Source organism: Buttiauxella selenatireducens (genome assembly GCF_031432975.1).
GTDB classification, from domain to species: Bacteria; Pseudomonadota; Gammaproteobacteria; order Enterobacterales; family Enterobacteriaceae; genus Buttiauxella; species Buttiauxella selenatireducens.
Window position 1 is genome coordinate 3,069,293 of the sequence record NZ_CP133838.1, and the last position, 22,402, is coordinate 3,091,694.

Sequence of the window (22,402 nt, forward strand, 5' to 3'; positions counted from 1 at the left end):
ATCATTGACGCAATAATTAGCCAACCCTATAATCCAGAGCTCACTGCGAAAGCCGTCTTCGTCATGCAATTACAATGCACTAACATTAAAAAAACAATGTGCCATTGATGTATTCATATAAGCAACAATAAATAACAGTTTATATATTTTAGCTTCCCTCTTGAGCCTTCTTTAATCACTTTAAAAGAGTACGAATAGAACAATGGTTGATAAAGAGCTCATTCATCATGACGTTGTGCCGCCTTCAAATAAGGGGTTCAATATACAAGGGAAACATCACTGGTATCATTCGATTACCGGAAAAGTGGCAGTTTACTTGATGCTGGGGGTGTTGATTGCCTATGGCGTCGGTTCCGGTGCCGGTTTTTTTGAAGTGAATCGCATTTCTCACGAGCAGTGGTTTAAGCAGGCTGCTACCAATTCACAAATCACCAGTTATATCATTCGCAATATCTACACTTCGGTTTCCGTTAAATCCAATAGCGAAGGTCAGGTCGTCGCCATTGAATCCGAAAGGCCACTATGGGATGACGAAAGCATGATCCAGACGGGTTTTAACCCAGCTGACATTCTCACGTTGGTTTCAACACAAACCCATAATCCAACGTGGCTATTGTTTTATGACGATAAAAACGGTTTTATCGATACTCAGTCAGAACAAAGAATAACCACGACTGATGATAAAACGGGCCACTTTGCATTAAAAGAGTATTACCGTGGATTTGCCACGCTCAACGGGAAAGATTATTTCGTCGGTTCGATCCCCATCGTTAATTTATCAGGCACGACCATAGGTGCAGTGGTCACCAGTATCGGTGAACGTGATGCACTTTCAGCTACCCATAATCAATTGTTAACACACACCTTGCTAATGTTGATATTGATCCTCGTCGCGACGGTGGTGGTGGTTAACTGGCTGGTGCGTAAGCTCTTTCGCCCGGTTCCCCGCCTTATCCAGGCAGTGAGCTTGATAGCCGATGAAAAAACCGATCAGGTCACCCCATTCCAGTCTCAAGACGATGAGATAGGTGAACTGGCAAAAACGATAGAAAAGTTGCGTGTTGCCATGGTTGACCGTGGCTATTTGCAACGCATGCAGGAGATGGCGCAAAAAATGGAGTACATGGCACACCATGATTCCCTGACGCAACTGCCCAATAGAGTTGCCTATCGAAACTCCATCGACGAAAGGCTGATCAAACTGAGATCCGAAGGGAATATCTTTAATCTTTTGCTGATCGATTTAGACCACTTCAAGCCTGTCAATGATACTTATGGGCACATCGTTGGCGATGAACTGCTCATCGAATCCGCTGCTCGTTTGTCTGCACAACTTGGCGAAGGTGATATGGCCATCCGACTCGGTGGCGACGAATTTGCCATTCTTCAGCAGGTCAATGGCGACGCAATTTCAGAAGCGCAAGCGCTGGCGGAAAAGGTGTTAGCCGCCCTTAATACGCCCTTTATATGTAGCGGGCATACCTTTGCCATCAGCAGCAGTATCGGGATTTCTTGTGCACCACAGCATGGTCTAACCCGTGAAGATTTGTTCGCCCACGCCGATCTCGCGCTTTACTCCTCTAAAAGCTTCGGCCGCAACTGCTTCCATTTTTATACTCAAGGCATGGCGATGACGCCATCTCACGACATTCCCATTATTCCAAATGAGTCACACATATAAAAAAGGGAGAAAGATAATTTTCTCCCTAAATATATCCATATTTATTACATTAATTGAAGAATCATGCAGAAAGACATTCCGCACAAGACACCATATAACAAGTTGTTCTGTGCTGTTTTACGCACACGTTTCTGAGAATGGATGGTGGCATCTTCCAATCTTTTACGTACGCTGCGAGAAGCCTGAACATGGTGCGATATTACATCTTTTGAACAATGTCGGAATCTAGCGATATCATCCCGAATAAACTCATCGACAACACCCTTGTTAGCTTTGAGTTCGCGGACAATTCCTTCCAGCATTTTTTCCATGCCTTTTACCCGCAGGACAACATCTTCTTCCATTTCCATTGGCAACATAATCCAAATCCGTGATTAATAAGAACACTCAGAGGTAATTCATTTACCTCCCATCCATTGCACAATAATAATGTAGTTAAGAAATAACCTAATCAAGCTTATAAACATTAATAAGCCTTAAGTTGAAAAGAATTCAAGTGAATCGATGTTTAAATGTTCATCTGTGAATGATTAATTAATCACGCTCTCCATTTGTTATTTTGTTATTACTAATGGGCAACAAACGAATGTCTTCCGCACGTCGTTGGCATACGGTTATCCACCAGAACAGCAATGCTAATTCAGTCAGCATTAAGAGTTAGTGACTGGGGATTACACGCTGTGCCAGGGTAGAAAGGTCGTTGTCCGGGAAAGGGGTTTCCATCGCAAAATTCCATTCATGTGCAGCACAGACGCCATCACTTTCCCCCTGGTGTTCACATGCCGCAATTCGTTTTGCAGGGCCGTTAGCACAAGCAAGTGAGAATGCCACCACAATAACACTGGGAATTATTAACTTAATCATTACAAAACTTTTTCACTGATGGGGGAAAACGGGGAACATAATCCCTATTCTACGCAAATAAATTTTAATAAATCATTTAAATTTGATATTAATAGTTGAGGCGCTGACTGCGCTTTGTTGATGATGTACATAACCCCTGCTTAAGCTCATCAATTTTTTAATACTCATTTAACGCACTGATAACACATCGGTGTATTTGTGCGCATTCTAAATTTGAAACAGCGTTTTTAATTCCTTTCGAGGCAAGTTGCCCCTATAATATGCGCGATCCCCACTTGAATGGTTTCAGCGCATTGAACTGTCCTACTACACTAAAAAGTCATCAATCTCTTCGACAGGCTGAACCGCAAGCACACTTTCCTCTGCACGCTTTATTTCTGTCACCTATCCTTAGTAGCGGGTGGCACTTGAACAATACCAGCATTTGTTTGCGCTCCGGCGCCCGTATCGACCGGAACCGAATTTTCACAATCCTTCTCAACTTACAGATAAGACTGTCATGAAAAAGACTAAAATTGTTTGCACCATCGGTCCAAAAACCGAATCCGAAGAAATGCTGAGCAAAATGCTTGATGCTGGCATGAACGTAATGCGTCTGAATTTCTCCCACGGTGACTACGAAGAACACGGTCAGCGTATCAAGAACCTGCGCAACGTCATGGCGACTTCAGGTAAAAAAGCAGCAATTCTGCTGGACACCAAAGGTCCTGAAATCCGTACCATCAAACTGGAAGGCGGCAAAGACGTTTCTCTGAAAGCGGGCCAGACCTTTACTTTCACTACTGACAAAACTGTTGTCGGTAACAGCGATATCGTTGCTGTAACTTACGAAGGTTTCACCAGCGACCTGAACGTGGGCAACACTGTACTGGTTGACGATGGTCTGATCGGTATGGAAGTTACGGCTATCGAAGGTAAAAACGTTGTTTGTAAAGTACTGAACAACGGCGACCTGGGCGAGAACAAAGGCGTTAACCTGCCAGGTGTTTCTATCGCTCTGCCAGCTCTGGCTGAAAAAGACAAACAAGATCTGATCTTCGGTTGCGAACAAGGCGTTGACTTCGTTGCTGCGTCCTTTATTCGTAAACGTTCTGATGTAGTTGAAATCCGCGAGCATTTAAAAGCTCACGGCGGCGAAAACATCCAGATCATCTCTAAAATCGAAAACCAGGAAGGCCTGAACAACTTCGACGAAATCCTCGAAGCTTCTGATGGCATCATGGTTGCTCGTGGTGACCTGGGCGTTGAAATCCCAGTTGAAGAAGTTATCTTCGCTCAGAAGATGATGATCGAGAAATGTGTTCGCGCACGTAAAGTTGTTATCACTGCAACTCAGATGCTCGACTCCATGATCAAAAACCCACGCCCTACTCGCGCAGAAGCGGGCGACGTTGCTAACGCCATCATTGACGGCACCGACGCAGTAATGCTGTCTGGTGAGTCTGCGAAAGGTAAATACCCACTGGAAGCTGTGACTATCATGGCAACCATCTGTGAGCGTACTGACCGCGTGATGACCAGCCGTCTGGATAACAACCATGACAGCCGTAAACTGCGCATCACTGAAGCAGTTTGCCGCGGTGCAGTTGAAACTGCAGAAAATCTGGAAGCTCCAGTCATTGTTGTTGCAACTCAAGGCGGTAAATCAGCTAAAGCTGTGCGTAAATACTTCCCGAATGCAACCATCCTGGCTCTGACCACCAATGAAGTGACTGCTCGCCAGTTAGTTCTGAGCAAAGGTGTGATTCCTCAGCTGGTTAAAGAAATCGCTTCTACTGATGATTTCTATCGTCTGGGTAAAGAAGTTGCTTTGGAAAGCGGTCTGGCTCGCAAAGGCGACATCGTAGTGATGGTTTCTGGTGCTCTGGTACCAAGTGGTACAACCAATACTGCGTCCGTTCACGTACTGTAAATTTACTGCGAACGAATAATTTGCTTTAAAAGCGCCTTCGGGCGCTTTTTTTATTCGCTTTGATAGCTGTTCCGAACTAAAAATCAAATCGGCCTGATCTATTTAAGTCTCATTTTACTAAGAAGAATCCGATTAAAATCCCCTGTTTTTTCTATTTTTTTTAGGTTTTACCCTCAGTTCGGTGTTTCTTTGAGCGAACGATCAAATTTAAGTGCATTCCCATCAAAAATTTATTCTCAAGATAAAAAACTTTGTGTAATACTTGTAACGCTACATGGAGATTAACTCAATCTAGAGGGTATTAATAATGAATCGTACTAAACTGGTACTGGGCGCGGTAATCCTGGCTTCTACTATGCTGGCAGGTTGTTCTTCTAACGCTAAAATCGATCAACTGTCTTCTGACGTTCAGACTCTGAACGCTAAAGTTGATCAGCTGAGCAACGACGTGAACGCAATGCGTTCTGACGTTCAAGCTGCTAAAGACGACGCAGCACGCGCTAACCAGCGTCTGGACAACCAAGCTCACTCTTACCGTAAGTAAGAGTACTTGTATTAAAATGGCGCACATTGTGCGCCATTTTTTTTGCCTTAATCTCCCGCACTCAGAACCTCTCTAATTCATCACCACACTACTTTGCCCACTTAACATGCTCCCACTGCCTGTGGTCGTCCTGACGCCCTGTATCGGGGTAATATTCACCGGTTGTGATGGGACACCTTGTGGCGCATTAACCAGTACCGGATAACCCGCACGCCTTACGATGGCACTATCCACCTGCGCTTTGTCGCTCAATGGGTTATCGATAAATGAGCCAAAGGACGCGGAAATTGCAATCGGGACGGTTTGTGGATTTTCCCAATCATTGCGCGATAGCGGCTGATGCACTTCAACATAGCGCCTTCCATCCGGCTCTGTGGTGAATTTTACGGGTTCATTAATTATCTGTACGCGAGTCCCCACGGAAACCTGGCTAAACACGGCCTTGATATCGGGTGCACGCATACGCATACATCCCGAGCTCACACGCAAGCCAATGCTATTACGCGCATTGGTACCGTGAATCAGGTATTCACCACCACCCTGCTCAAGACGCAGTGCGTAGCGTCCAAGAGGGTTATTTGGCCCTGCTGGCACCATCGCAGGCAGCGTTATGCCTTGCGCTGCTGAACGTGCGCGGATATTTGCCGTTGGCGTCCAGGTTGGATTAGGGATCCTCTGGCTGACTCGAGTCACCATCACTGGTGTTTCTCTCCCAAGCTGCCCAATACCCAGCGGATAAACTTCAACACGATTCTGCCCTGGCGGATAATAATACAACCTCAACTCAGCAAGATTGATAACAATACCCACGCGTGGTGCATCCGGTAGGATCATTTGCGACGGTATCGTTAATTCGCTGCCAGGTTTTGGTAACCAGGGATCAACGGTATTGTTTGCCTCAATCAGCAGTAACACACCGGTATTATATTTCGCGGCGACTGCCTCAAGGTTTTTACCGTCATTCGGAACTATGTAGGTTTGATTTTCACCTATTATTCGGCTACCCGGTGGAGGCAATAAATAGTCAACAGCCCATGCTGACTGGCTAGCAGCCAGAGCACTTATCAAAACTAATGTTATTTGAGAGAACGCGCGTTTCATACTGAATTCCTGTATTCACCGACTAAGTGCCGGAATGCTGAAAGCCGTGCGAGGCAATAAAATTACCTCGCGTTAACAGGATGAAAGCTGTTCTTTGAGTTTAGCTAAGATTGGCGGCTTTGGTGCGGATTGCGCGGATCATTGCTTCAAGCCCTTGGGAGCGAGACGGTGTAAGATGCTGAGCCAGCTCAAGTTTCTCAAACCAGGGGCGGACATCAAACACGACAATATCCTGCGCAGTCATCTGTTGGTAGAGAATAAACACGATTGCAATCAGCCCTTTGACGATGGCTGCGTCACTGTCACCCTCAAGCGTCATGACACCATCAGGCTGTTGGTGCATCACAATCCACACCTGACTCTGGCAGCCCTGAATGGTATTTTCAGCTATGCGCTCACTGTCAGGGAACTCCGGAAGCCGTCCGCCGAGTTCTATGATGTAGAGATACTTGTCTTCCCAGTTGCTGCACCGACTGAAATTTTTCAGCAACTTTTCTTTGTCTGGCAAATTAGCCATGGCTTTCTCCCTGTTAGCCCAGCAGACGATGGATGCGCTGCAAACCTACCACCAGGCGATCCACCTCTTCTTCAGTGTTATACATGGCGAACGAAGCGCGGCACATCGCCGGAACCTTGTAAAACGCCATTAATGGCATCGCGCAATGGTGTCCGGTGCGAACCGCAACGCCATAGTTATCGAGGAAACTCCCCACGTCGTAGGCGTGGTGTTTGCCCAGATTAAACGCGATTACACCGAGGCGTTGGTCTGGGCCATAAATCGTCAGGTCTGGAACCGTTTTTAACGCCTGCTGTGCATACCGCATAAGCGATTGCTCATACTCGCTCACTTCGGACAAATTAAGGCTCTCGACATAGCGCAAGGCGGCACCCAGACCGATAATGCCCGCGGTATTGGGCGTACCCGCTTCAAAACGCCACGGTGCGGCTGCGTAAGTGGTGCCAGCGGTCAGACTGACACTCGCAATCATCGATCCGCCTCCTTCCCACGGTGGCATGTTTTGCAGGATTTCCTCGCGTGCATACAGCACACCGATACCCGTTGGGCCATAAATTTTGTGGCCGGAGAACAGATAGAAATCACAATCCATCGCCTGCACGTCGATGGCGTGATGCATGATGGCCTGTGCGCCATCCACCAGCACTTTCACCCCAGCCTGATGGGCAATCGCGATCATCTCCTGTACTGGGTTTTCAGTGCCCAACACGTTCGAAACCTGGGTTATCGCCAGCAGTTTGGTATGTTCGTCAATCAGCGTCGGGAACACGTCCAACTGCAGCGTACCGTCCTGATTAAGCGGGATCACACGTAATGTTGCGCCCGTATGCTCGCAGAGAATTTGCCATGGCACGATATTGGCGTGGTGCTCCATAGTGGAAATAATAATGTTATCTCCAGCATGAATATTGGCGCGCCCCCAACTATTGGCGACCAGGTTAATGCCTTCGGTCGTACCGCGAACAAAAACAATTTCTTCCGGCGTCCGCGCATTAATAAAGCGTGAAACCTGGTTGCGCACATTCTCCATTAGCTGTGTTGCTTCCGCGCTCAGGGTATGAATGCCGCGATGCACCGCTGCGTAACCATGGCTGTAAAAATCCAGCTCCGCGTCGATAACCGCCTGCGGCTTTTGCGCGCTGGCGGCACTGTCTAAATAGACCAGCGGCTGCCCGTTCACTTCGCGGCTCAAAATTGGAAAATCAGCCCGCACCCGTTCGATGGAAAAACTCATGCTTCTCCCCCTGCAAAGCGCTGGCCGATCCTCGCCAGCACTTGCTGTTTCAATGCTTCGTCGCGAATATTTTCCGTTAGCTCTGCGGCAAAGGCATAAATGATCATCTGCATTGCAGCCTGCTCTTTAATCCCGCGCGAACGCAGGTAGAACATCTGTTCGTCATCGATGCGGCCAATGGTGGCTCCGTGGCTGCATTTCACATCATCGGCATAAATTTCCAGTTGCGGCTTGGTGTCCACTTCCGCCAGACGCCCGAGCAACAAGTTGTTGTTGGTCATCTGCCCGTCAGTTTTAATCGCATGCTGCGCCACGTTGATCATGCCGTTAAACACCGCGCGCCCTTTGTCGCGGACGATAGTTTTATGCAACTGGCGGCTGTTGCAGTAACCCTTGTTGTGCTCAAGCCAGGTGCGGGTATCGCACACTTCGTTATTTATCGGCAGCGCCAGGCTGTTGATACGAAGTTGAGTGTTTTCACCGTTAAGTTGCGAACTGGTGTTGTGGCGCAACACCGCCGCCCCAAGCAGAAAGCTATTGCTCTCAACCGTGGCATCCTGGCCGATGACCACATCGTTATGAGCGAAGTGATAACTTTGCGCGTTTTCAAACGCCAGTTTGTAGTGATGCAATTGGCTATTTGCCGCCACATCCGCGGTGAAACGCGCCCCGGTAAAATGCGCGTGCTCATCAAGGCTGACGAAATGTTCAATAACTGTCGCACGGGCCCCTTCGCCAAGCGATAAGTGATGGCGATAGTGCGCGGTATTCATCTCATCCTGCGCGCTGCCACGGCTAACATGCATGAGCAGCAGAGCTTTAGCGGGGCTGTCATTGCGGGAAACGCGAATGTGCGTCACCGTTTCAGCCAGGCTTTCGGTAAGGTGCAAGAACACCTCGCCCTGCACCGCAGCAGGCAACGACGCTCGCTGGGTATCAATGGTGATATCAAACCCGCTGTTGGTCAGATCGTCGCTCAACTCGCGGCTAAATCGCCCATCCACAAAGACCAGACGCCACGCGTCCAACGGTAATGCCAGTGCGTTACGTTGAATTTCGCTTAACGCTTCCGATGCAGGCAACACAAACTGGTTATTGAGCAACCCTTCAAGCGGTGTGTATTTCCAGTTCTCATGTTTGCGTGTTGGCAGCCCCAGGCGCAGCATTTGCTGCATATGTTCCTGGGCTTCTTTGCTGCGCATTGAGCCCTGTGTTTCAAACAGGTGGTGCCACTGTTGCAGAGCGTTGCCGTTACTGCTGTTCGGTAAGCCAGCCATAACCCTGCTCCTCCAGTTGTTTCACCAGACTGAAATCTCCTGATTTCACGATCCTGCCCTGATAAAGCACATGGACAAAATCAGGTTTGATGTAGTCGAGAATACGCTGATAGTGCGTAACGATGACAAAAGCTCGGTGACCATCGCGCAGTGAATTCACCCCTTCAGCAACAATTTTCAGCGCATCAATATCCAGCCCCGAATCTGATTCATCCAGAATGCAAAGTTCAGGTTCGAGAACCGCCATTTGTAGAATATCGTTACGCTTTTTCTCACCACCGGAGAAGCCTACGTTCACCGAGCGGCTCAGTAAGTCTTCCGGCATTTTCAGCAATTTGATTTTTTCTTCCATCAAGTCCTGAAAATCGAAACGGTCGAGATCGTCCAGCCCACGGTATTTGCGCACCGCATTCAGCGCGGTCTGCAAAAAGAACTGATTACTCACGCCTGGAATTTCCACTGGATACTGGAATGCCATGAAAATGCCTTCACCCGCGCGGTCTTCCGGCGATAACTCCAGCAAGTCTTTGCCTTTAAAATGCACCTGGCCGCCGGTGACTTCGTAATCTTCACGCCCGGCAAGCGTTGCAGAAAGCGTACTTTTCCCTGAGCCGTTCGGCCCCATAATCGCGTGCACTTCGCCAGGTTTTATCTCCAGACTCAAACCGCGCAGGATCTCTTTGTCCTCAACGCTTACCTGTAAATCTTTAATGCTCAGCATAGTTTTCCCTTAATTCTTATCCGACGCTGTGTTCAAGGCTAATCGCTAATAATTTTTGTGCTTCCACCGCAAACTCGAGCGGTAATTCCGAGAACACATCTTTGCAGAATCCATTGACGATCATTGAAATCGCATCATCCTGCGCTATTCCGCGTTGCAGGCAGTAGAACAACTGGTCTTCCCCGATACGCGAGGTTGTCGCTTCATGTTCAAGCTGGGCGGTGTTGTTGCGGCATTCGACATACGGGAAGGTATGCGCTCCGCTGTCTGGCCCGATGAGCATTGAATCGCACTGGGTAAAGTTACGGGCGTTGGTCGCGGTTGGCATGATTTTCACCAGCCCGCGATAACTGTTCTGGCTGTGTCCGGCGGAGATACCTTTCGAGATAATCGTCGATTTGGTGTTTTTGCCGATGTGGATCATCTTGGTGCCGGTATCGGCCTGCTGGTTCCCGGCGGTCAGCGCGACGGAGAAAAACTCGCCGATAGAGTTATCACCGCGCAATATCACACTGGGGTATTTCCAGGTAATAGCCGAGCCAGTTTCGGACTGCGTCCAGGACATTTTGCTGTTTGCCCCTTCACACAACGCACGCTTGGTCACGAAGTTAAGGATCCCGCCAGTATTGCCGTCCCCAGGGAACCAGTTTTGCACTGTGGAATATTTCACTTCAGCGTCTTTATGAATGATGACTTCCACGACCGCGGCGTGCAGCTGATAGCTGTCGCGCACCGGCGCGGAGCACCCTTCGATGTAGCTGACATAGCTGCCTTCGTCCGCCACTAAAATGGTGCGTTCGAACTGACCGGTTTTTTCGGCGTTAATCCGGAAATAGGTCGAAAGCTCCATCGGGCAACGCACGCCTTTTGGTACATAAATAAAGGTGCCATCAGATGCTACCGCCGCATTCAGCGCGGCAAAAAAGTTATCGTTACTGGGAACCACGGTACCGAGATATTTTTGCACCAGTTCAGGAAACTCATGAATCGCCTCACCGAAAGAGCAGAAAATAATCCCCTGTTCAGAGAGTTTTTCACGATAAGTCGTCGCGACCGAAACCGAGTCAAAAATGGCATCCACGGCCACATTTGAACCTTCGCGCACCGGCACACCGAGCTGGTTAAACGCCTCTTCCACTTCGCCGGTCAAATAAGCGTTGCCTCCCGGCTGTTGAACCGCACCGGGCTGGGATTCACAATTATCGTCACAGCTGCCGCACGAAGGGGCTGAGTAATAGCTGTAATCCTGATAGTTAAGTTTTTCGTAATGCGCTTTCAGCCAGTGAGGTTCTTCCATCTCAAGCCAGGCACGATAAGCGCTCAGGCGAAATTCCAGCATCCATTCAGGCTCATTACGACGCGCAGAAATCGCCCGCACCACATCTTCGTTGATGCCGTGTTCCAGTTCGTCAGTTTTAAGCTGGGTGAAAAAACCTTCTTTGTACTGATGGCCGCCCGCCCAGGTTTTCACTTCTTCAGTCGTTTCAGTGTTACGTGACATAATCCCGCCTACACCCCAAAGCTTTCACCACAACCGCATTCGTGCTGGGCTTTCGGGTTGTTAAATTTAAATATTTCATTTAATCCTTCGCGCACATAATCGACTTCCGTCCCGTCGATAAACGGCATCGCAGAAAGCGGAACCCATAGTTTCGCGCCGCCCTCTTCAAAAAGGAGGTCGTCGGCTTTAGGCTCTTTTACGGTATCCAGCACGTAGCCGAACCCCGCGCAACCTGTCTGTTTAATGCCCAGACGTACGCCGAGAAAGCCGGGCTGCTGGCTTGCCAGTTTGCGAATATGTGCCGCAGCATCAGGGGTTAACGTCAGCCCCTTCCAGGCAAATTCACTGGGATCGAAGCTACCGGTTTGCACATCCATAATTCACCTCTTGATGTTTTGCCGCCCAACGGCCAATACCCCATGTTAATGATAACTATTATCAATACAACATCCTGATAACAGGGGTATTCACGAAATGCTCGAATTTTAGGCGTCTTAACTAAGGATAGACCCTGTTGAAACTCTTGCAGAGGGTGAGTTGTGCTTATTAAGCTAATGAAATAAAGAGAATTTATCTTTGAATGGAAAGCTCAGGAGATAAAAAGTAAAAGATGTATAGAAAATACCAATTATTACAAAAGGCAGGAGCTAAAAAAAACGAACGCAGGTCTGGGAAACCTGCGTTGGATAAAAAAATCAGGAAGCGTTGAGCAGTGATTTATTGGCTTCAAGGGCGTCAACCGCACATTGTTGGTCCAGATGGCCACCCGGTGCACCGCCGATACCAATGGCACCGATGGTCTGGTTATCGACTTTCACCGGCACGCCTCCACCCAACAGCAAGAAACCTGGGATATCACGCATATTCTGTGCACCGGCGTTCTCCTGCGCACTCTTCATTACATCACCAGTGGCATTTTTGGTTGTCAGCGCGGTATACGCTTTCATACGGCTGGCTTCAACGGTATGCGGGCCTGCGTTATCCATACGTTTAATTGTTTTAACCACGCCGGCGCGATCCACCACCGTCACCGCGACGTTATAATTTTTGGCACTACAGGCCTGAATTGCGCTTTGGGCGAGTTTATCGGCAAACTCGAGTGAGAGGTTCTTTTCAGTCAGAACGTTGCTGGCAAAAGCGGGCATTGCGGCTGCGCTGCTGAACAGGGCAGCGGCGAACAGGATGGAATTTTTCATGGTTTCGTCTCTCAACTCGGTGTGATTAATTTACATGAGTTAAGGTAACCAGGCGCAATCAGAGAAACCATTCGGGTGACTACCTGGAAAACCAGGTAATTTTACTTACCCGTCAAACCACCGTAGATTTTTATCAGTTTCGCCAGCGAATTAATCTCAAGCCGCGCAAACAGGCTGGCACGATGGGCTTCTACGGTTCGTGGAGATAACGAAAGGTCTCTCGCCATCTCTTTGTTCGATTTCCCCTGCATGATCAGCGCCATCACTTCTTGTTCACGGGCAGAAAGCGTTGCCAGTTTTGTCTGCAAATCGGCCTTACTTGCACGCTGTTGCTGACTCAGTTTCTGTTGTTCGAGCGCCGCCCCCACCGTTTCAATCAGAAGGTCGGCATCAACGGGTTTGGTCAGAAACTCGAATGCTCCGTTTTTAAACGCGCGACGGCAAAGGTCAATGCTGCCATGGCCTGTCATCATGATAACCGGCAGCGTACTCCCCATTTGCTGCCAGTTTTCCAGGAGTGTAATACCCGACTTACCGGGCATCCGAATATCCAACAGCAAGCAGCCGTTGAGAGTCATAAGATTAGATTCAGACTCCTGAAAACTCTGCACGCTATCATAGCTTTGCGTTTCCCAACCCATCGTCGCGAGCAGTGCCGTTAACGAAAAGCGTATCGCTTCATCGTCATCAATAAGATAGATGCGTTGCACAATCATGCCTCCGATTGAATAAGGGGAAATATCAGGGTAAAACACGCCCCTCCGGTCGCGCTATTATCGGCCTGAATGCTGCCGTTATACCGCTGCACCAGCGTCTCGGTCAGCGCCATACCCAGGCCAAGCCCCTCTTTTTTGGTGGTGAAGAAAGGCATAAACACCTGCTGTAATGCCTGTTCGCTCAGCCCTGGTCCGCCGTCGGTGACAGTCAAAATGATATGGCTCTCGGTTTGGCTGGCGCTGACGGTGACCCAGGCTTTATCCGTTTGCTGCTGAGCCTGAATGGCGTTATTGAGCAGATTATGGAATATCTGCTCAATACCCAATGGGGATGCCATCAGCGAAGGCAACGACTCAGGAATTTTATTGATAACGCTGACGTTGCCACGCTCAATTTCATTGCCCAGCAACATCACTACTCTCGTCCAGATCTGACGTAAATCCACCGGTTGCAACGTCTGTTCATCACTGTGCAGTTTTTCGCGAAATGCCAGCAGCAAACTGCTAATGCGCTTGGTTTGCATCACTGCCGCATCCAGCAACGGCTCCGCCTTTTCCGCTTGCTGCTGTTTAATCAGACGTTGCGCGGTTTGCGAGTAACTGAGAACAGCGGTGAGCGGTTGATTCAGTTCATGAACCATTCCTGCGGCAATTTCCCCCATCGTATTTAACCGCGCCAGCTCTGAAAAATGGGCTCGTAAATCGGCGATATGGCGCTGGCGTTTTGTCGCCTGGTACTGATTATAAAAATAGATGACCACCGCCCAGAAAATCCCCAGCAGTGCCAACATAAACCAGGGCAAGCTTCGCCAGTCCGGGTTATTTGTCACTAACAGATTCAGCGGCTGAGAAGGACTTGCCACCTCTTTCTCCCAGCGCCACCAGTCCCCCTTCCCTTCAGCCCCCTGCGTGAGAAGCGGTGTTCCCTGCCAGCTCAGGCTAAGGTGCCGAAATTTTTGTGAACGAACGAAATCAGCCAACAATGTGGGTAAATCAATCAGCAACGAACCTTGCGGGGAATTTATCCAGTACGTTCCGGCACGGGCGGGGTTTATATCCGGGCGTGGCGGTTCATGGGGTTTGGTTTGCCAGCGCAGAATATAGGGGAATTTTTTCTGCACCACAGCGGGGTCGCTGCTGTTAGAAAGCAGCGCCAGAATGACATCGTTTTGCGAAAGCTTGACCGTAATATCGCGGTACAAAATACGGAACTCAGCACTTTGTTCCTCGTATTGCTGATAGAGCGCATAGATAACCACACCGCCGCCGGATAACGCCGTGAGCATCAGCCAAACCAGCGCCTTTACCATAAAACTAGAGCCAGCCTTTTTTAGTAAAAGTGGCTTTGGTAGCTTCGTTCAGATCGTAGCGGTGAAGATCTGCCGGTTTAACCCAGGCGATTTCCTGAAATTCTTCGTTAAAAGTGATCTGCCGGTTAGCACTGACACAGTTGAATAGCAGATAGATCATGTAGATTTCTTCTTTCGTACCATCTGCATAGGTTTTTGTCCGCACATCGTCCGAGAACGTCCACGGTGTAATACGTGTGATCTGCAACTCCGCGCCCAGTTCCTCGCTGATTTCACGCAGTAGCGCTTGCTCAACATTTTCACCCGGCTCCATTCCGCCACCGGATAACGCCCATTGCCCTGGGAAAACCCCTCTGTCGTTTGCCATTTTGCACAGCAACACTTCGCCGTTGTTTTCAATGATTGGGCAAACGATAACTCTCTGGCGCATATGACCTCCTGATGTCTTTTAGTTTATGCAAACGTTAGCAGAAACAGGTTCAGGAGTCTCATCGGTAACACGTTTAAGGCGCTGTTAGTTGATTATTTGCGAGGCGCTTTCCACAAACCAAAACGTACCGAGTACGGAATCAATCTTTGCGAAATGCCCGACTATCCGCCCAGTTAAGGGCGGTTGTCATTTTCCAACCCAGCACCTCAATGCCATTCCCGCCCACGTGATTGCAACGTCTCAGAGGGTTTTTCCAGGAACAAGCGTTGATAGTCAGTGGCGAACTGGCCGAGATGCCAGAAGCCCCATTGCATCGCGGCATCTTTCACGGTGCTCCAGGTCGACCACGGGCTTATCAATTCCCGGCGCACAGCATTCAGACGCAGCGTCTTAAGCCACGCATTTGGGCCGATACCCAGCACCGCATGGAAACCATTTTGCAATGTACGACGGCTAACATGTAGCTCATTGCAAAGTTCAAGCACCGTTAAGGGTTCCGATGTGCGACTTAATACGCAATCACGCGCTTGCGACACCAGCCGTTGATAGCTCGTTTTACGCGACATCAGCTCAGAAACCACGGGCTGCGCACTTTCCAGCAGTTCACTCATTCCCGATAGCAAATTGTGTGTGAGCACCTTGCGCACATTTTCGTTGCTCATACATTCCGGGTCATGGCTGCCGTGCGCCAGTGCCTGATGTATAAATTGCCAGATAGCTTCTTTTTTCTGCGGGCAAACATCGAGGGCTGAGTTTTTTTGCAGAAGCTCAAACAAGATTTCCGGCTGATAAAACAGCCCTGCATTGCGAAATAGCACATCGTTACCAATGACCACGCCGAGGATGGTGTACTCATCAGGCGTGCTCAATTCAAATTCCGTCCCGCCAGGACGCGCCGCAATCTCTTCTTTGCCCAACAATTGAGTACCAATAAACCCTTTTTCACCATAGGTGGCCGGAATGCCAAACCAGAAGGCATTCGGCCACACCATGCAAGACTGTCGCAGGGCAAGATTGGTGTACTCACGGAACATCTGAATGCCATCAAGCAGAAGCTCCGTCAGCTCCCCCTGGAAGTGTCCAGGCTGAAGCTGATCATAGAGCTGCTGCCACGCAGTGATAGTACAGGCGTGTTCATACACATCTTTTGTCTGGCGCCGATGTACACACTTATCCTCAATCAGCGGCGCCACTTTCTCGTCCCGCGCGTAGTCCGTTTTACGCAGATGATGTAAGTCAGTGTTGATTTTCTTACTCATACGCGACTCCTTGCGCCGCTACACAGTCTTCAAACGATAACGACTGCTACGCTTACGTAATTTTCCGTCATGGAATAATGCATCAAGTTGTGTTCTGGCTTCTTCGAGCGGCCAGTTAAAGTGCGCCGCAACTTCACCTGCGGTCATACCGTGACCCTGAGTTTGCAGTACATCGAGTAACGCTTGTGCCACCTCCGATGTGGCTATCGTTGCTTTTACCGCTGCTGATTTAACGTCGGGCTTACGGTTAAAACTGCACACCAGCCGCTCGATGTCCTCATCGGGGCGGCCCAGTTCCTTACGGCTAATCACTCGCCCGGTGCGGCTTGCAGCAGCCGCACCCGCATCCAACGCCGCGCGACACGCAGCGAGATCCCCTTCAACAACCAGTGTCACCATGCCTGGATTGAGCACTTCATGGCTCAACAAGCGCACGTTTGCCGCTTTTAGCATCGCGTCTGCAGCGTCAATTCCCGCCACCAGACCGTAAACTTCAAGTAATCCGAGAGAGTTCATTGATGACTCCCTACGCGCGCTGAATTGGGTTACGCGCTATCTCAAGCACGGCCTCACTAAAGGCATTACAGGCGGCTTTACAGGCGGCCTGACTACCGGTCATGAACGCTGCCGAGTAGTTGGTTTCTGATGGCGGCGGCACGTAGGTCACAATGCGCACGTCGGCAGATTTCAACGCAGCGTCAATGCCAAATGTCGCTTCCAGTGGCGGCGCAACCAGATATGCCATTGGATCACCAAGCAAAATACCGGCCGTTGTTGAAAGATACGATCCTGTACGGGAAATAAGATGAGCCAAAAATGCGGTATCTTCCGCATCGTTAGCCCACTGAAACGCAGGACCTTGTTCGATAGTGGCATACATCGAATCCAGGCCAGCACGCACCTCCGCCGGATTTGGCCCGCCCAGCATAATCAGCACTTCCCCGGCGGTCGGTGACGGGCCATGCGCTGCACCTGCGTACAACGAGCGGCCAAACACGACTTCAACCTGAGCCTGTTTCGTGGCTTCATCGGCGGCGATATAGGTTACATCATCGGAATCAGCCGTAATCAAACCCAGGCTACGAATATGGGAAGGTAATTTCAACTCGCGAGCAAACCCTTCGCTGACGTTTGCGATAACCCGCATCGCTTTCACATTCGGTTTAATCAAATCTAAAGCTGGCATAGTTATGCTCCCTTAACGAGTCAGGTTGATGCCCGACGCTTTCTGCGCCAGCATACGTTTTGCAAGTTCGACAATCACAGCAGCCGCTTCAACAGGTGGCGTACCACCCCGGTGAATATTGGAGATACAGGTGCGGTCAGCTTCCACCGTCGTGGCGGTTTTTGGTGAATACACTGCGTAGCAAGATAAGCTTTCTGATTGCCCCAGCCCTGGACGCTCCCCTACCAGCAAAATCACCACTTTCGCGCCCAGCAATTCACCGATTTGGTCCTCGATCTTCACGCGCCCATAGCGGACAAAGAACGGTGTGCCAACATGCAGCCCGGATTGTTCCAGTCCCTGCAACAGCGGCGGTAAGATCTCGCCATAGTTAGCGGTGATAGCGTCGGTTGAAAGACCGTCAGAAATCACTACCTGAACGTCAGGGTTCTGTTTGCAACTGGTGCGCAGCGTTTCGATAGCGTTAGCACTTAAGCGACGCCCTAAATCTGGGCGGGTGAGATAGAGATTTTTGTCGCTGATTTCTGATTGCAGCTCCAGTAGCCCTTGCTGTTGAACCCATTCAGCTGGCACTTCTTTGAGAACGGTGTCCTTCGAGCGTGAATGGTCAGCCAGGAATCGTAATAACGCCTGCGTGCGCGGACGAGGGCCTGCACGCCCGGTACAAACACGTGCAGCGGTGCTGTGGCGCAGTTCTTCCAGCACCTCGGCACGATGAGGGTTCTTCACACCAATCCACATTTTGGCTTCAGTTGAGCCCAAATCCACGCTACAGCTTTCTTCTGTTATTTGAACAACGGCTTGCGTTACTGGCGTTGCGGCAATGGCAGGCTGTACGGCATTTTCCGGTTTATGCATCTGAGCCAGAACACTGCGCACAATCTCTTCAATCTGTTTTTGATCCATGATGATTTCCCTGATGATTTCAGAAGAACAGCGACGGGTCGCCCGCCCGTGACGTTAAACGGCCATTAGCCATTAACCCCATTGTTTCCAGCCATGCTTCAAACTCCGGCGATGGACGCAGATTCAGCAGCTGGCGCACGGTGGCGGTATCGTGAAATGCCGTGGTCTGGTAATTCAGCATGATGTCGTCACCCAGCGGCATACCCATGATGTAGTTACATCCGGCAGTCGCCAGTAGGATCATCAGGTTCTCGTTCAGGTTCTGGTCCGCATCCGCATGGTTGGTATAACAGCAGTCACAGCCCATTGAGATGCCGCTGAGTTTGCCCATGAAATGGTCCTCAAGCCCGGCACGGATAATCTGGCGGTCGTTATAGAGATATTCAGGCCCGATGAAACCCACCACGGTATTAACGATGAAAGGATCGTAATGGCGCGCCAGGCCGTAATTTCGTGCTTCCATGGTCACCTGGTCTGCGCCAAAGTTCGCACCAGCGGAAAGTGCCGAACCTTGCCCTGTTTCGAAATACAGGCAGTTTTCTCCGGCGATTCGGTTAAACTCAGCGCCTACTGCACGCGCCTCGTCCAACATGGCAAGCTCGACGCCGAACTCTTTGAGCCCTTTTTCGCTGCCACAAATACTCTGGAAGATCAGTCCACCCGGAGCGCCTCGTTTAATCGCTTCAATTTGGGTGGTGACGTGCGCCAATACGCAGCCTTGCGTCGGAATCGAGTACTTGTCGATAACGTTGTAGATGGTATCAAGCACGCGGGTTAAGTTACCCACATCGTCCGTCACTGGGTTAACGCCAATGACCGCATCACCCACACCAAAACACAGCCCTTCGTAAATTTGCGCTTCGATGCTGCGCACATCATCACGCGTGTCGTTAGGCTGCAAACGCGCGCTGAAAGTACCAGGTAAGCCAATGGTGGTGTTGGCTTTTTTAATCACCGGCATTTTCTTGCCGCCGTAGATTAAGTCCGCGTTCGAGCATATTTTAGCGACGGCGGCGACGACTTCAGAACTAATGCCTTTGCGCAGAAAAGCAATATCGTCAACGCTGGTGTCATCGCTAAGGATGTACTCACGCAGCTCGCTTATGCTCCAGTTTTTAATCCGTGTATAAGAGGTTTCGTTGATGTCGTCCTGGATAATGCGCGTCACGCAGTCATCTTCATAAGCGATAACTGGATTCATGCGAATATCCGCAACCGTCATCTCAGACAGCACCTGTTTTGCCGCCACACGTTCCTGAGAACTCTGCGCAGCAACGCCTGCCAACACATCGCCGGAACGTAATTCGTTGGCTTTCGCCAGCACTTCTTTCACATCTTTGAACTGATAAACTTGCCCAAACAGCGTGGTTTTTAGTTTCATTATGTCGATCCCTCAGGAAGGAAAGGCGAGTGATTTGATCGTTACCGGGACAACAGCTCCACTAAACAACGGCAAACCAATGTCAATGTAATCGCCAGTACGGGTGACGACTTCGTCTATCACCGCAAGCTTGCGCGGCTCCACTTGTGGAAACAGCAGCATTCCCAGCGCTTTACCGAGATCCTGCTCCGCGACAACAATCAGCGGTTGCGAGCCAGGAAGGCGTTGGGTAAAAAGTTTCAGAGCGTTGATGACCAACTGCACGGTTGCATAGCTGGTTGGAAGTGCAGGTGGAATGGCTAACGCGTAACAATCCTGCGTCGCATTAAGGTCCATTTGTTCCAGCCCGTGTTGCCAGGTTTCTGCGAGTTCGCCCTCGCCAACGGGGTGAACAACCGGAATGTTACGCAGCGGTAGCGTCATCTCGTCGAGCCAGATGGTGCTACCTGAAAGCGAGAGCGTGTGCGCGCCGGCACCAATCACGGTAGCGCGCACGGTTTGATCGGGAATGTGTACACTGAGCGAGGAAAATCCTGCATGCCGATGAATTGAGCGCGCCAGAAGCGGGCCAATGTCACCGTAGCCAAACGGTGTTTCTGGTGGCTGGCGATAGCATTCCCCTACCCCACCCGACAGCGTAATCACGTCAGCAGGTTTACCCGCGGGCAACGTATCGGTCATTAACAAGCGTTGCGCCAGTGCTGAAATCTCACCGGTGACGACTTCATAAAGCAGTTGCGCCATGCGGTCGGCAACAGCGTCTAGCTGAGCAGGCGTGAGCGGTTTTTTACCTTTGCCGCATACACCTTCACCGAACAGCTCATCCGCAATCCACTGCCCTGGTTTATGGATAAAGGTGACGTTGCCGTGAGCATCGGTTTCAAACAAACGTCCGCCGACATTAAGGCAGGCTGAAGCGACAACCTTGCCCCCTTCGAACAGCACGTAGTTCGCTGTGCCGCCGCCAATATCAATATTCATGACTCGGTTAAGCTGGCGCTGTGATAACGCCTGCGCCCCGGAGCCGTAACCGGCAATGACTGACTCAAGATGCGGTCCGGCGGTCGCGACGACAAAATCCCCAAGCTTTTGGGAAAGCGCCATCACGGCTGGACGCGCATTGCGAGTTTTGGCGGTTTCACCGGTAATAATAATTGCCCCTGAATCAATGGATTCTGGGGTTATACCCGCGGCTTGATACTGCGCGAGAATAAGGCTTAGCAGCTCTTCTTCTCTAAGATGACCATCGTTATCAACCGGGGTAAAAAACACCGGGCTTTGCCAGGTAATTTCACGTTTCACGAACTCATAGCGCGGAACCTGCGAGATTGCAGCTCGGTTAACCAATGCAAGGCTTGAGAAAATCACCTGTGTTGTGGTGGTGCCGACATCAATACCAACGCTATGCAGTTCGCGAATTTTCACGATTGCGCCTCCGCAGAATCAACCACGACATGGGTGCTTTCTTCTTTCGGCACCAGCAGCATTGCCACGCCTATCGCGGTAACGCCGCCCACCAGCTTGCCGACAATCATAGGGAAGATCATCGGTGACATGTTGGCCGCAGCGAACCCCAAATGGTCGCCGAGTGCGAAAGCCGCCGACACCGCAAATGCACAGTTGATGACTTTGCCGCGCGCATCCATATTCTTCATCATGCCGTACATCGGAATGTTGTTGGCAAGCGTCGCAACCATGCCGCCTGCAGCAATATTGTTGATTTTCAGCAAATTGCCTACGCGCATTAACGGCTTGTCAAACCAGCGAGTCAGCAGCAGTACCATCGGATAGGCACCAAGTAACACACAAGAGATCGAACCAATGACTTCAATGGCTCGCATCACTTCGCCAGGCTTGTCACCTTCACTCATAAAGATAGGATCAAGCCCGGGGATCAGCGTCCAGCCCACGAGGAATTTCACCACTGCCGCCGCAAGGCCGACGGTAATAATCGCGACGAGGATTTTGGCGAAGATTTGGAAACCGTTAATCATTTTTTCCGGGATGAACTTCAGCCCTAGTGCGACTAGCACCGCAACGATTAACACGGGGATCATGTTGAGCAAAATCAGGCTCATGGTGAATTCAATCGGCTGCCCGTTCACTTCAACACCGGAGTACATCGCCACCAGGCCACCTGCAATGCAGCCAATCGGAATGGTGACAATCCCCGCCAGCACGCCAAGCGCCAGATAGCGTCGGTCTGAAGGCTCGATAATGCCCAGCGCAACGGGGATAGAAAACACAATGGTTGGGCCCATCATGGAACCGAGGATAAGCCCTGAATAAAGCCAGGCCGCGACGTCTCCTCCAGCAAGTTCTTTGGCAAGGAAGAAACCGCCCATATCACAGGCCAGCAGCGTCCCGGCAAACATCGACGGGTTTGCGCCAAGCATTTCATAAACAGGGATAATCACCGGGCCAAGCAAGAAAGCCAAAACCGGTGCCAGCGCCGTCATCCCGACCATCGCCAACCCCAACGCGCCCATTGCCATAAAACCTTCTTCAAACTGGCTACCTGAACCGGAAATACTTTTGCCCAGTTTGCCTAGCCCTATAAAACCGAGGATTTTTTCTGAGCCACCAAACTGAGTAAAAACTCGGTCAAGCGCGGCAATCAGCATAAAAATCATCATGATGTACATGATAACGTCGTTAATGCCCAT

General features: G+C 50.2%; 24 protein-coding genes. 4 read left to right on the forward strand and 20 right to left on the reverse strand.

Annotated features, from left to right (window positions below):
- The first annotated feature begins 202 nt into the window (after nt 1-202).
- Nucleotides 203-1,681, forward strand: coding sequence for a diguanylate cyclase domain-containing protein (locus RHD99_RS14045; RefSeq protein ID WP_309874626.1), 1,479 nt, complete (start codon nt 203-205; stop codon nt 1,679-1,681).
- A gap of 44 nt (nt 1,682-1,725) precedes the next feature.
- Here RHD99_RS14045 and RHD99_RS14050 read toward each other — a convergent pair whose 3' ends face one another.
- Both RHD99_RS14050 and RHD99_RS14055 read right to left on the reverse strand, forming a co-directional pair.
- Nucleotides 1,726-2,040 (reverse strand): hypothetical protein, encoded by a 315-nt coding sequence (locus RHD99_RS14050; protein ID WP_270139066.1) that lies wholly within the window; start codon nt 2,038-2,040, stop codon nt 1,726-1,728.
- 298 nt (nt 2,041-2,338) lie between these two features.
- On the reverse strand, nt 2,339-2,545 hold the full coding sequence (locus RHD99_RS14055) for a hypothetical protein (RefSeq protein WP_309874629.1): 207 nt from the start codon (nt 2,543-2,545) through the stop codon (nt 2,339-2,341).
- Nucleotides 2,546-2,805: 260 nt separating this feature from the next.
- On the opposite strand from RHD99_RS14055, the gene ynhH reads away from it, so the two are divergent.
- The 3 genes from ynhH to RHD99_RS14065 all read left to right on the forward strand — a co-directional run bounded on the left by ynhH (nt 2,806) and on the right by RHD99_RS14065 (nt 5,001).
- Entirely contained in the window at nt 2,806-3,048 is a 243-nt protein-coding gene (ynhH, locus tag RHD99_RS24080; protein ID WP_442865683.1) for a protein YnhH, read from the forward strand.
- A complete protein-coding gene (pykF, locus tag RHD99_RS14060; RefSeq protein ID WP_183271700.1) occupies nt 3,045-4,457 on the forward strand; it encodes a pyruvate kinase PykF in 1,413 nt (470 codons plus the stop codon). The genes ynhH and pykF overlap by 4 nt, the downstream gene beginning before the upstream one ends.
- Before the next feature lie 307 nt (nt 4,458-4,764).
- Complete coding sequence (locus RHD99_RS14065; protein WP_034455915.1) at nt 4,765-5,001, forward strand: major outer membrane lipoprotein; 237 nt, start codon at nt 4,765-4,767, stop codon at nt 4,999-5,001.
- Nucleotides 5,002-5,073: 72 nt separating this feature from the next.
- On the opposite strand, the gene ldtE is transcribed toward RHD99_RS14065, so the two are convergent.
- The 18 genes from ldtE to eutH all read right to left on the reverse strand — a co-directional run bounded on the left by ldtE (nt 5,074) and on the right by eutH (nt 22,402).
- On the reverse strand, nt 5,074-6,102 hold the full coding sequence (gene ldtE, locus RHD99_RS14070) for a L,D-transpeptidase LdtE (protein WP_309874633.1): 1,029 nt from the start codon (nt 6,100-6,102) through the stop codon (nt 5,074-5,076).
- Nucleotides 6,103-6,202: 100 nt separating this feature from the next.
- Nucleotides 6,203-6,619: a cysteine desulfuration protein SufE gene (sufE, locus tag RHD99_RS14075; RefSeq protein ID WP_183271702.1), complete on the reverse strand. Its 417-nt coding sequence runs from the start codon at nt 6,617-6,619 to the stop codon at nt 6,203-6,205.
- Between the two features lie 13 nt (nt 6,620-6,632).
- Nucleotides 6,633-7,853: a cysteine desulfurase SufS gene (gene sufS / locus RHD99_RS14080; RefSeq protein WP_309874635.1), complete on the reverse strand. Its 1,221-nt coding sequence runs from the start codon at nt 7,851-7,853 to the stop codon at nt 6,633-6,635.
- The gene (gene sufD / locus RHD99_RS14085) at nt 7,850-9,130 is read right to left on the reverse strand and encodes a Fe-S cluster assembly protein SufD (RefSeq protein WP_309874637.1); all 1,281 of its coding nucleotides are present in this window, start codon (nt 9,128-9,130) and stop codon (nt 7,850-7,852) included. The genes sufS and sufD overlap by 4 nt, the downstream gene beginning before the upstream one ends.
- Nucleotides 9,105-9,851, reverse strand: coding sequence for a Fe-S cluster assembly ATPase SufC (gene sufC, locus RHD99_RS14090; RefSeq protein ID WP_183271705.1), 747 nt, complete (start codon nt 9,849-9,851; stop codon nt 9,105-9,107). The genes sufD and sufC overlap by 26 nt, the downstream gene beginning before the upstream one ends.
- 16 nt (nt 9,852-9,867) lie before the next feature.
- Entirely contained in the window at nt 9,868-11,352 is a 1,485-nt protein-coding gene (gene sufB / locus RHD99_RS14095) for a Fe-S cluster assembly protein SufB (RefSeq protein ID WP_183271706.1), read from the reverse strand.
- 8 nt (nt 11,353-11,360) lie between these two features.
- Nucleotides 11,361-11,729 carry a Fe-S cluster assembly scaffold SufA gene (sufA, locus tag RHD99_RS14100; protein WP_309874639.1) on the reverse strand — a complete coding sequence of 123 codons (369 nt, stop codon included), beginning with the start codon at nt 11,727-11,729 and terminating at the stop codon, nt 11,361-11,363.
- A 318-nt stretch (nt 11,730-12,047) separates the two neighbouring features.
- Nucleotides 12,048-12,548 (reverse strand): GlcG/HbpS family heme-binding protein, encoded by a 501-nt coding sequence (locus RHD99_RS14105; RefSeq protein WP_309874641.1) that lies wholly within the window; start codon nt 12,546-12,548, stop codon nt 12,048-12,050.
- 101 nt (nt 12,549-12,649) lie between these two features.
- A complete protein-coding gene (locus RHD99_RS14110) occupies nt 12,650-13,261 on the reverse strand; it encodes a response regulator transcription factor (RefSeq protein ID WP_309879163.1) in 612 nt (203 codons plus the stop codon).
- Nucleotides 13,261-14,574: a sensor histidine kinase gene (locus tag RHD99_RS14115; RefSeq protein ID WP_309874643.1), complete on the reverse strand. Its 1,314-nt coding sequence runs from the start codon at nt 14,572-14,574 to the stop codon at nt 13,261-13,263. The genes RHD99_RS14110 and RHD99_RS14115 overlap by 1 nt, the downstream gene beginning before the upstream one ends.
- A gap of 4 nt (nt 14,575-14,578) precedes the next feature.
- Entirely contained in the window at nt 14,579-15,004 is a 426-nt protein-coding gene (gene nudI, locus RHD99_RS14120) for a nucleoside triphosphatase NudI (protein ID WP_183271710.1), read from the reverse strand.
- Between the two features lie 206 nt (nt 15,005-15,210).
- Nucleotides 15,211-16,263 carry an HTH-type transcriptional regulator EutR gene (gene eutR / locus RHD99_RS14125; RefSeq protein ID WP_183271711.1) on the reverse strand — a complete coding sequence of 351 codons (1,053 nt, stop codon included), beginning with the start codon at nt 16,261-16,263 and terminating at the stop codon, nt 15,211-15,213.
- A gap of 18 nt (nt 16,264-16,281) precedes the next feature.
- Nucleotides 16,282-16,779 carry an ethanolamine utilization microcompartment protein EutK gene (gene eutK, locus RHD99_RS14130; RefSeq protein ID WP_183271712.1) on the reverse strand — a complete coding sequence of 166 codons (498 nt, stop codon included), beginning with the start codon at nt 16,777-16,779 and terminating at the stop codon, nt 16,282-16,284.
- 10 nt (nt 16,780-16,789) lie between these two features.
- Nucleotides 16,790-17,449 (reverse strand): ethanolamine utilization microcompartment protein EutL, encoded by a 660-nt coding sequence (gene eutL, locus RHD99_RS14135; protein WP_309874646.1) that lies wholly within the window; start codon nt 17,447-17,449, stop codon nt 16,790-16,792.
- A gap of 12 nt (nt 17,450-17,461) precedes the next feature.
- Nucleotides 17,462-18,355, reverse strand: a complete 894-nt coding sequence (eutC, locus tag RHD99_RS14140) for an ethanolamine ammonia-lyase subunit EutC (RefSeq protein WP_309874648.1) — start codon at nt 18,353-18,355, stop codon at nt 17,462-17,464.
- A 19-nt stretch (nt 18,356-18,374) separates the two neighbouring features.
- Entirely contained in the window at nt 18,375-19,736 is a 1,362-nt protein-coding gene (locus RHD99_RS14145; protein WP_183271715.1) for an ethanolamine ammonia-lyase subunit EutB, read from the reverse strand.
- 12 nt (nt 19,737-19,748) lie between these two features.
- On the reverse strand, nt 19,749-21,161 hold the full coding sequence (gene eutA, locus RHD99_RS14150; RefSeq protein ID WP_309874650.1) for an ethanolamine ammonia-lyase reactivating factor EutA: 1,413 nt from the start codon (nt 21,159-21,161) through the stop codon (nt 19,749-19,751).
- Entirely contained in the window at nt 21,158-22,402 is a 1,245-nt protein-coding gene (gene eutH / locus RHD99_RS14155) for an ethanolamine utilization protein EutH (protein WP_309874652.1), read from the reverse strand. Before eutH ends, eutA begins: the two co-directional genes overlap by 4 nt.

Excerpts from the sequence above, each read along its gene's own strand:
- RHD99_RS14045 (WP_309874626.1), top strand. The coding sequence starts at position 203 with ATGGTTGATAAAGAGCTCATTCATCATGACGTTGTGCCGCCTTCAAAT.
- RHD99_RS14050 (WP_270139066.1), bottom strand. The coding sequence starts at position 2,040 with ATGTTGCCAATGGAAATGGAAGAAGATGTTGTCCTGCGGGTAAAAGGC.
- RHD99_RS14055 (WP_309874629.1), bottom strand. The coding sequence starts at position 2,545 with ATGATTAAGTTAATAATTCCCAGTGTTATTGTGGTGGCATTCTCACTT.
- ynhH (WP_442865683.1), top strand. The coding sequence starts at position 2,806 with ATGCGCGATCCCCACTTGAATGGTTTCAGCGCATTGAACTGTCCTACT.
- pykF (WP_183271700.1), top strand. The coding sequence starts at position 3,045 with ATGAAAAAGACTAAAATTGTTTGCACCATCGGTCCAAAAACCGAATCC.
- RHD99_RS14065 (WP_034455915.1), top strand. The coding sequence starts at position 4,765 with ATGAATCGTACTAAACTGGTACTGGGCGCGGTAATCCTGGCTTCTACT.
- ldtE (WP_309874633.1), bottom strand. The coding sequence starts at position 6,102 with ATGAAACGCGCGTTCTCTCAAATAACATTAGTTTTGATAAGTGCTCTG.
- sufE (WP_183271702.1), bottom strand. The coding sequence starts at position 6,619 with ATGGCTAATTTGCCAGACAAAGAAAAGTTGCTGAAAAATTTCAGTCGG.
- sufS (WP_309874635.1), bottom strand. The coding sequence starts at position 7,853 with ATGAGTTTTTCCATCGAACGGGTGCGGGCTGATTTTCCAATTTTGAGC.
- sufD (WP_309874637.1), bottom strand. The coding sequence starts at position 9,130 with ATGGCTGGCTTACCGAACAGCAGTAACGGCAACGCTCTGCAACAGTGG.
- sufC (WP_183271705.1), bottom strand. The coding sequence starts at position 9,851 with ATGCTGAGCATTAAAGATTTACAGGTAAGCGTTGAGGACAAAGAGATC.
- sufB (WP_183271706.1), bottom strand. The coding sequence starts at position 11,352 with ATGTCACGTAACACTGAAACGACTGAAGAAGTGAAAACCTGGGCGGGC.
- sufA (WP_309874639.1), bottom strand. The coding sequence starts at position 11,729 with ATGGATGTGCAAACCGGTAGCTTCGATCCCAGTGAATTTGCCTGGAAG.
- RHD99_RS14105 (WP_309874641.1), bottom strand. The coding sequence starts at position 12,548 with ATGAAAAATTCCATCCTGTTCGCCGCTGCCCTGTTCAGCAGCGCAGCC.
- RHD99_RS14115 (WP_309874643.1), bottom strand. The coding sequence starts at position 14,574 with ATGGTAAAGGCGCTGGTTTGGCTGATGCTCACGGCGTTATCCGGCGGC.
- nudI (WP_183271710.1), bottom strand. The coding sequence starts at position 15,004 with ATGCGCCAGAGAGTTATCGTTTGCCCAATCATTGAAAACAACGGCGAA.
- eutR (WP_183271711.1), bottom strand. The coding sequence starts at position 16,263 with ATGAGTAAGAAAATCAACACTGACTTACATCATCTGCGTAAAACGGAC.
- eutK (WP_183271712.1), bottom strand. The coding sequence starts at position 16,779 with ATGAACTCTCTCGGATTACTTGAAGTTTACGGTCTGGTGGCGGGAATT.
- eutL (WP_309874646.1), bottom strand. The coding sequence starts at position 17,449 with ATGCCAGCTTTAGATTTGATTAAACCGAATGTGAAAGCGATGCGGGTT.
- eutC (WP_309874648.1), bottom strand. The coding sequence starts at position 18,355 with ATGGATCAAAAACAGATTGAAGAGATTGTGCGCAGTGTTCTGGCTCAG.
- RHD99_RS14145 (WP_183271715.1), bottom strand. The coding sequence starts at position 19,736 with ATGAAACTAAAAACCACGCTGTTTGGGCAAGTTTATCAGTTCAAAGAT.
- eutH (WP_309874652.1), bottom strand. The coding sequence starts at position 22,402 with ATGGGCATTAACGACGTTATCATGTACATCATGATGATTTTTATGCTG.